Below are 7,078 nucleotides of genomic sequence, written 5' to 3' on the forward strand. Positions count from 1 at the left end.
CGGCAGGCACGCTGGGCGCGGCCGCCAACGAGAAAGTCACCTTCGGCACCAACTGGCTGGCCGAGCCGGAACATGGCGGCTACTATCAGGCGATCGCCGACGGCACCTACGCCGCTTGCGGCCTCGACGTCACCATCATGCAGGGCGGGCCGCAGGTCAGCGGCCGGCCGATGCTGCTTGCCGGCAAGATCGATTTCTACATGGGTGGCAACCTGCTCTCGGCCTTCGATGCGGTGCAGCAGGGCATCCCGATGCGCGTTGTGGCGGCCGACTTCCAGAAGGACCCGCAGGTCATCATGTCCCAGCCGGGGCAGGGGCTGGACAAGTGGGAGGACCTGAAGAACGCCGACCAGTATATCCTCGGCGACGAGGGCGCGCAGACCTTCTTCCAGTGGATGGTGACCGATCTCGGCTTCGACGCTGCCAAGCGCGTGCCCTACACCTTCAATCCGGCGCCCTTCATCGCCAACAAGAAGTCGATCCAGCAGGGCTATGTGACGTCTGAGCCCTTCGCGGTGCAGAAGCAGGGTGGGTTCGTGCCGAACCAGTTCCTGCTTGCCGACAACGGCTGGGATACTTACGCGACGACCATCGAGGTGATGCAGGACACGATCGACAAGCGGCCCGAGGTCGTCCAGTGCTTCGTCGATGGCTCGGCCAAGGGCTGGTACAATTATCTCTACGGTGACAACAAGGCCGCCAACGAGATGATCAAGAAGGACAATCCGGACATGACGGACGAGCAGATCGCCTTCTCGATCGAACAGCTGAAGAAGTTCGGCATTGTCGATTCCGGCGATTCGGAAAAGCTCGGCATCGGCGCCATGACCGATGCACGCATCCAGGGGTTCTACGACAAGATGGTCAAGGCCAAGGTCGCGCAGCCGGGCATCGACATCAAGAAAGCCTACACGCTTGCCTTCATCAACAAGGGCGTCGGGCTGGACCTGAAGAAGTAACCGTGAAGCTGGAGAAAGTGGCGCAGGCGCCGGCAACGGCATCGGGTGAAGGCCCGATGCTGTTGGCGCTCCGCAATGTCGGCAAGGCCTTTTCCAACGGGGTGACGGCGCTGAGCAAGGTCAACCTGGCGATCCGGGAGGGCGATTTCCTCAGCCTGCTCGGCCCGTCCGGCTGCGGCAAGTCGACGGCGCTGCGGCTGATCGCCGGCCTGTCGACGCCGACCTCCGGGCAGCTCGACTGGCGCGGCTCGATCGACCGCTCGAATATCGGCTTCGTCTTCCAGGAGCCGACACTGCTGCCTTGGGCCAGCGTCTTCGACAATGTCTGGCTGCCGCTCAGGCTGAAGGGCGTGTCGCGTGCCAGGGCGGAACCCGCTGTGATGGAGATGCTGGCGCGCGTCCACCTCAATGGTTTCGAGAACGCCGTGCCGCGCGAGCTTTCCGGCGGCATGAAGATGCGCGTCTCGATCGCGCGGGCCATGGTGACGAAGCCGCGCATCCTCTTGATGGACGAGCCCTTCGCCGCGCTCGACGAAATTACCCGCTTCAAGCTCAACAACGATCTTCTGGAGCTTTGGCAGGACGAGCGCTTCACCGTCGTCTTCGTCACCCACAGCGTCTTCGAAAGCGTGTTCCTGTCGAGCCGCGTCGTCGTCATGGCCGCGCGGCCGGGTCGTGTCTTCGGCGAGCTCGCCATCGACGCGCCTTATCCGCGCGACGAGGTGTTCCGGACTTCGCCCGACTACGCCGCGCTTTGCCGGCAAGCCTCGGACGTGCTGGTGAATGCCATCAACTCAACTGCCGGACCTCATCATGACGGCCATTGAAGACACCGCGCTGAAGCTCGATCCCGAAGAGGCGCGCCGCGTCCGCCAGGAGCGGCTGGAGCGGATCGGCAAATGGGTGCTGCCGCTGGCGATCATGGTGCTGGCAATCTGGCTGTGGGACCGCATCTGCGTCTGGAACGAGATCCCACAATACATCCTGCCGCGTCCGGGCGTGGTGCTGCAGACGCTGCACGACGATGCCGGGCTGCTGTCTTCCTCACTGCTGGTAACGCTAAAAATAACCTTCCTCAGCCTGCTTCTTGCCGTCATCGGCGGTGTCGGGCTGGCGGTGCTGTTCGCGCAGTCGAAATGGGTGGAGATGTCGTTCTTCCCCTTCGCCATCGTGCTGCAGGTGACGCCGATCGTCGCGATCTTCCCGCTGATCAACATCTACATCAACAACCAGACGACGAAGCTCCTGCTCTGCGCCTGGATCGTGGCCTTCTTCCCGATCCTCTCCAACACCACGCTCGGGCTGAATTCGGTCGACCGCAATCTGCGCGACCTGTTCAAGCTCAACGGCGCGACACGCTGGCAGCAACTACGCTATCTGCGCCTGCCGGCGGCGATGCCCTATTTCCTCGGCGGGCTGAAGATCGCAGGCGGCCTGTCGCTGATCGGCGCGGTGGTGGCCGAATTCGTCGCCGGCGCGCAGGGGCAATCGTCCGGGCTTGCCTCCCGCATCATCGAGGCCGGCTACCGGCTCAATGCGCCCAGGCTGTTCGCGGCGCTGATCCTGATCTCGCTCACCGGCATACTGATCTTCCTGGTTCTGTCGCTGGTGTCGCATCTCATCCTGCGCCGCTGGCACGAGAGCGCGCTGAAGCAGGAGCGGTAGGATGGTTCGTCCCGTCACCCAGGAGCGCAGCAGTTGATTCCGGACTCAGCGTCATACCGGCTTGGCAATGTCCGGCTGCATGCGTCGCTGACGCCGGGCCTCTTCGCAACCTTCGACAGCGACGGCTTCGCGCTCGCCGACATCGCCGTCGCCGACGGCAAGATTGCCAGCATCGTCGCGCATGGCGGATCGAAGGCCTCGGCCGACGCGATCGACCTCGGCGGCCGCATCGTGCTGCCGTGTTTCGTCGACTGCCATACCCATATCGACAAGGGCCACATCTGGCCTCGAAAACCCAATCCCGACGGCACCTTCATGGGTGCGCTCAACGCCACCGGCGCCGACCGTGCGGCGCGCTGGAGCGCGGAGGACGTCGCGCGCCGCATGGATTTCTCGCTGCGCTGCGCTTACGCGCATGGCACCAAGGCCCTGCGGACGCATCTCGACAGCGTGCCGCCGCAGGAGGAGATCTCCTGGCCGGTGTTCGAGACGGTGCGCGAGAGATGGCGCGGCCGCATCGACCTGCAGGCCGCCTGCCTGCTCGGTATCGAAGGCGTGCGCGACAAGGCCTGGTTCGAGCGGCTGGCAAAGCGCGTCGCCGCGGCCAAGGGTGTGCTCGGCGTCGTCACCTACATGGTGCCCGATCTGGAGGAACTGCTCGACCGGGTTTTTGCGCAGGCGATCAAGCATGGGCTCGACCTCGATTTCCATGCCGACGAGACCGATGACGTCGCGGCGATCTCGCTGAAGAAGATCGCCGAGGCCTCGCTATGGAACGGTTTCGAGGGCAACATCCTCGTCGGCCATTGCTGCTCGCTCTCGCGCCAGCCGGATCTCGAGGTGCTCGACACGCTGGACAAGGTGGCGAAGGCGGGCCTCGCCGTGGTGTCGCTGCCGATGTGCAACCTCTATCTGCAGGACAGGCGCAATAATGGAACGACACCGCGCTGGCGCGGCGTGACGCTGCTGCACGAAATGAAAGCGCGCGGCATCAAGGTCTGTATCGCCTCCGACAACACGCGCGACCCATTCTACGCCTATGGCGATCTCGACATGCTCGAAGTCTACCGGATGGCGACGCGCATCCTGCATTTCGACCACCCGGTCGGCGACTGGCCGAAGGCGGTGGCGGCAACGCCGGCCGAGGTGATGCGGCTCGATGATGCCGGAACGCTCGCGGCCGGCGGCAGTGCCGACTTCATCGTCTTCAAGGGACGGAGCTGGACCGAATTGCTGTCGCGGCCCGAATCGGATCGCATCGTGGTGCGTGCGGGCAGGGCGATCGAATGCCGGCTGCCGGACTATACCGAACTCGACGAATTGATGGTGGGATGATGGATACCGCAGCGCTGCAGCGCGATCTTCAAGGACTCAAGATCGACGACCATCCGGCCATCGTCCAGCAGAAGAGCCGCGACTTCTACTGGTACAGCCCGGTGCTGAAGCAGCAGCTCGACCATATCACCGGCGACCTGATCGTCACGCCGAAGAACGAGGAGGAAGTGATCCGCGTGCTCGCCGCCTGCCATCGGCATGGCATCCCGGTGACGCCGCGCGGCAGTGGCACCGGCAATTACGGGCAGGCAATGCCGCTGTCGGGCGGCGTGGTGCTCAACCTCGCCGAGATGAACGAGGTAAAGGCGATCGCGCCAGGGCGCGTCGTGACCGGACCGGGCGCGGTGCTGGCCGATATCGACAAGGCGACGCGCGCGCATTCCAGCCAGGAACTGCGCATGTCGCCGTCCACCTACAACACGGCATCGATCGGCGGCTTCGTCGCCGGCGGCTCAGGCGGTGTCGGCTCGATCCGCTGGGGCGGGTTGCGCGACCTCGGCAACGTCATCCGGCTCAGGACCGTGACGATGGAGGCCGAGCCGCGCGTCATGGAACTGATCGGCGAGGACGTGCTCAAGGTCATGCACGCCTACGGCACCAACGGCATCATCACCGAGGTCGAGATGCCGTTGACGGCCTCCTACGACTGGATCGACGTCATTGTCGGCTTCGACGATTTCATGGACGCGGCCGGCTTCGGCAACGATCTCGCCGTCCAGGATGGCATATTGGCCAAGCTGATCACGTCGATCGCGGCGCCCATTCCTTACGACTATTTCAAGCGGCATCAGAAGTTCTTCAGGCGCGAGCAGAGCATCGTGGTCTGCATGATCGCGCCGCACGCGATGGATGCGTTCGTCGCGTTTGTCCGGGCCAGCAAAGGCGAAATTGTCTTCAGGGCCGACCAGGAGACCGACCTGAAGGGATTGCCGCCGGCCTACGAACTGACCTGGAACCACACGACGCTGCGGGCGATCCGGGTCGATCCGACGATCACCTATCTGCAGGTGCGCTACCCGTCGCCGGATCATCTGGCTCATGTCAAGGCGATGGTCGACCGCTTCGGCGACGAGGTGCCGGCGCATCTCGAATTCATCCGCTTCGATGGCGCCATCGGCGCCGCCGGCCTGCCGCTGGTCCGCTTCACCACGGAGGAACGGCTCGACGAGATCATCCGCATCCATGAGGACAACGGCTGCTGGATCTTCAACCCGCACCGCTACACTCTCGAAGAGGGCGGCATGAAGCAGACGGACGAGGTTCAGCTTACCTTCAAGCGTGAGACCGATCCGCAAGGCCTGCTCAATCCCGGCAAGATGATCGCATGGGAGAACCCAGGCTATGACTATCGCTCCGGCAAGTCCTTCCTGTTCAAGGGGCTGCAAAAGGCGAGTTGATGAACGTCCTCGTGCTTTTCGCTCATCCGGTGGAGACCAGCTTCAATGCCGGCCTGCACCGGATGATCGTCGAGCGGCTCTCGGCGGCGGGACATACGATCGACGACTGTGATCTCTACGCTGAGGACTTCGATCCGCGGATGACGCGGGCCGAACGGCTCGGCTACCACGACCAGCGCGCGCCGGGCGATGCTGTCGCCGGTTACGTCGACCGCCTCAAAAGGGCCGAAGCGCTGGTGCTGTCGTTTCCGGTCTGGAACTACGGCTATCCGGCGATCCTGAAAGGTTTCTTCGACCGCGTCTTCCTGCCCGGCGTATCGTTCAGGCTGGTCGACGGCAAGGTGCAGCCGACGCTGCACAATATCCGGAAGCTTGCCGCCGTCACCACCTATGGCGGCAGCCGGTTCCGGGCGATGCTGATGGGCGATCCGCCGCGCAGGGTCGTAAAGCGCATGCTGCGAGCCACGATAAAGCCCGGCGCGCCCGTCTCCTATCTCGCGCACTATTCGATGAACCTCTCGACCGACGAGACGCGCAAGACCTTCATGGCGAAGGTGGCTGCCAGCATGGACCAATTCTGATGCGCGCGCTGGTGGTCTATTGCCATCCTGTTCCCGAGAGCTATTGCGCGGCGATCCGCGATACGGCGATAGAGGTGCTGAAGGGGAGAGGCTGGGATGTGCGGCTGCTCGATCTCTATGCCGAGAACTTCAATCCGGTGATGAGCTGCGAGGAGCGGCGTTCCTATAACGACCGCGCCCCGGACGATCCGGCGCTCGAGCCGCATTTCGATCATCTTATGTGGGCCGAGGCGATCCTGTTCGTGTACCCGACCTGGTGGTACGGCCTGCCGGCGATGCTGAAAGGCTGGTTCGATCGGGTCTGGGCAACCGAAATCGCCTTCAAGCTGCCGGCCGGCGGAGGGCGGATCACGTCGCTGATGAGGCATGTGACCAAGGTCGGCGTCATCACCACCTGCGGCGCACCGACGTGGTGGAGCGTCGTCGTCGGCCAGCCGGGCCGCAAGACGATCCTGCGCGGCATTCGGGCGCTCTGCGCCACGCGCTGCCGGACATTCTTCCTGGCGCACTATCTGATGGATTCCTCGACGCCGAAGAGCCGGGCGGCGTTCCTTGATAAGGTGCGGGCGAGGCTGGAAAGGTTTTGAGGGCCGGACTTCCCTTCTCCCCTTGTGGGAGAAGGTGGATCGGCGCGCAGCGCCGAGACGGATGAGGGGTATTCCAGCGGAGTGAGACGCTGGCGTTCCCTGGAACACCCCTCATCCGTCGCCTTCGGCGACACCTTCTCCCACAAGGGGAGAAGGGGAAAACCGCGCTACATCCTCACCCGTTCCGCCTTCGGGTCGTACATCGGCTTCAGCGATGCTTCCGCGGCGAAGCGCTCACCGGCGATCTCCACCTCGTAGGACGAGGCCAGAATGTCCGCCTCGCTTTCGCCCTTGCACGGCACATAGCCGAGGCCGATCGCGCCGCCGAGATGATGGCCGTAATTGCCGGAGGTGATCGGGCCGACGATCCTGCCGTCGCGCAGGATCGCCTCGTTGTGGAAGAGCAGGGGCTGCGGGTCCTTGAGGCGAAACTGTACCAGGCGGCGGCTCAAACCGGCCTCTCTTTTCCGCAGCACCGCATCGCGGCCGATGAAGTCGCGTTTGGTCGTCTTCACGGCAAAGCCGAGGCCGGCCTCCAGCACATTGTCCTCGTC

The 7,078-nt window shown here is 64.0% G+C and carries 8 protein-coding genes; 7 read left to right on the top strand and 1 reads right to left on the bottom strand.

Annotation, left to right across the window (positions count from 1 at the left end):
• Positions 1-11 precede the first annotated feature (11 nt).
• From EOA29_RS19820 to EOA29_RS19850, 7 genes are read left to right on the top strand one after another with little or no spacing between them, the layout of a single operon-like run.
• On the top strand, positions 12-959 hold the full coding sequence (locus tag EOA29_RS19820; RefSeq protein WP_127221330.1) for an ABC transporter substrate-binding protein: 948 nt from the start codon (positions 12-14) through the stop codon (positions 957-959).
• Positions 960-961: 2 nt separating this feature from the next.
• Positions 962-1,786, top strand: a complete 825-nt coding sequence (locus EOA29_RS19825) for an ABC transporter ATP-binding protein (protein ID WP_127221327.1) — start codon at positions 962-964, stop codon at positions 1,784-1,786.
• Positions 1,773-2,624 carry an ABC transporter permease gene (locus EOA29_RS19830; RefSeq protein ID WP_126093250.1) on the top strand — a complete coding sequence of 284 codons (852 nt, stop codon included), beginning with the start codon at positions 1,773-1,775 and terminating at the stop codon, positions 2,622-2,624. Before EOA29_RS19825 ends, EOA29_RS19830 begins: the two co-directional genes overlap by 14 nt.
• Before the next feature lie 33 nt (positions 2,625-2,657).
• Positions 2,658-3,959 (top strand): cytosine deaminase, encoded by a 1,302-nt coding sequence (locus EOA29_RS19835; protein ID WP_127221328.1) that lies wholly within the window; start codon positions 2,658-2,660, stop codon positions 3,957-3,959.
• Positions 3,959-5,356 (top strand): FAD-binding oxidoreductase, encoded by a 1,398-nt coding sequence (locus tag EOA29_RS19840; RefSeq protein ID WP_126095859.1) that lies wholly within the window; start codon positions 3,959-3,961, stop codon positions 5,354-5,356. The genes EOA29_RS19835 and EOA29_RS19840 overlap by 1 nt, the downstream gene beginning before the upstream one ends.
• Positions 5,356-5,937: an NAD(P)H-dependent oxidoreductase gene (locus EOA29_RS19845; RefSeq protein WP_189350000.1), complete on the top strand. Its 582-nt coding sequence runs from the start codon at positions 5,356-5,358 to the stop codon at positions 5,935-5,937. The genes EOA29_RS19840 and EOA29_RS19845 overlap by 1 nt, the downstream gene beginning before the upstream one ends.
• Complete coding sequence (locus EOA29_RS19850; RefSeq protein WP_126093253.1) at positions 5,937-6,524, top strand: NAD(P)H-dependent oxidoreductase; 588 nt, start codon at positions 5,937-5,939, stop codon at positions 6,522-6,524. The genes EOA29_RS19845 and EOA29_RS19850 overlap by 1 nt, the downstream gene beginning before the upstream one ends.
• A gap of 167 nt (positions 6,525-6,691) precedes the next feature.
• On the opposite strand, the gene EOA29_RS19860 is transcribed toward EOA29_RS19850, so the two are convergent.
• Positions 6,692-7,078: glycine cleavage T C-terminal barrel domain-containing protein (locus EOA29_RS19860; protein ID WP_145969715.1), on the bottom strand; the 387-nt coding region annotated here is incomplete at its 5' end.

Origin of the sequence: Mesorhizobium sp. M1E.F.Ca.ET.063.01.1.1 (assembly GCF_003998155.1) — a bacterium.
Taxonomy (GTDB): domain Bacteria; phylum Pseudomonadota; class Alphaproteobacteria; order Rhizobiales; family Rhizobiaceae; genus Mesorhizobium.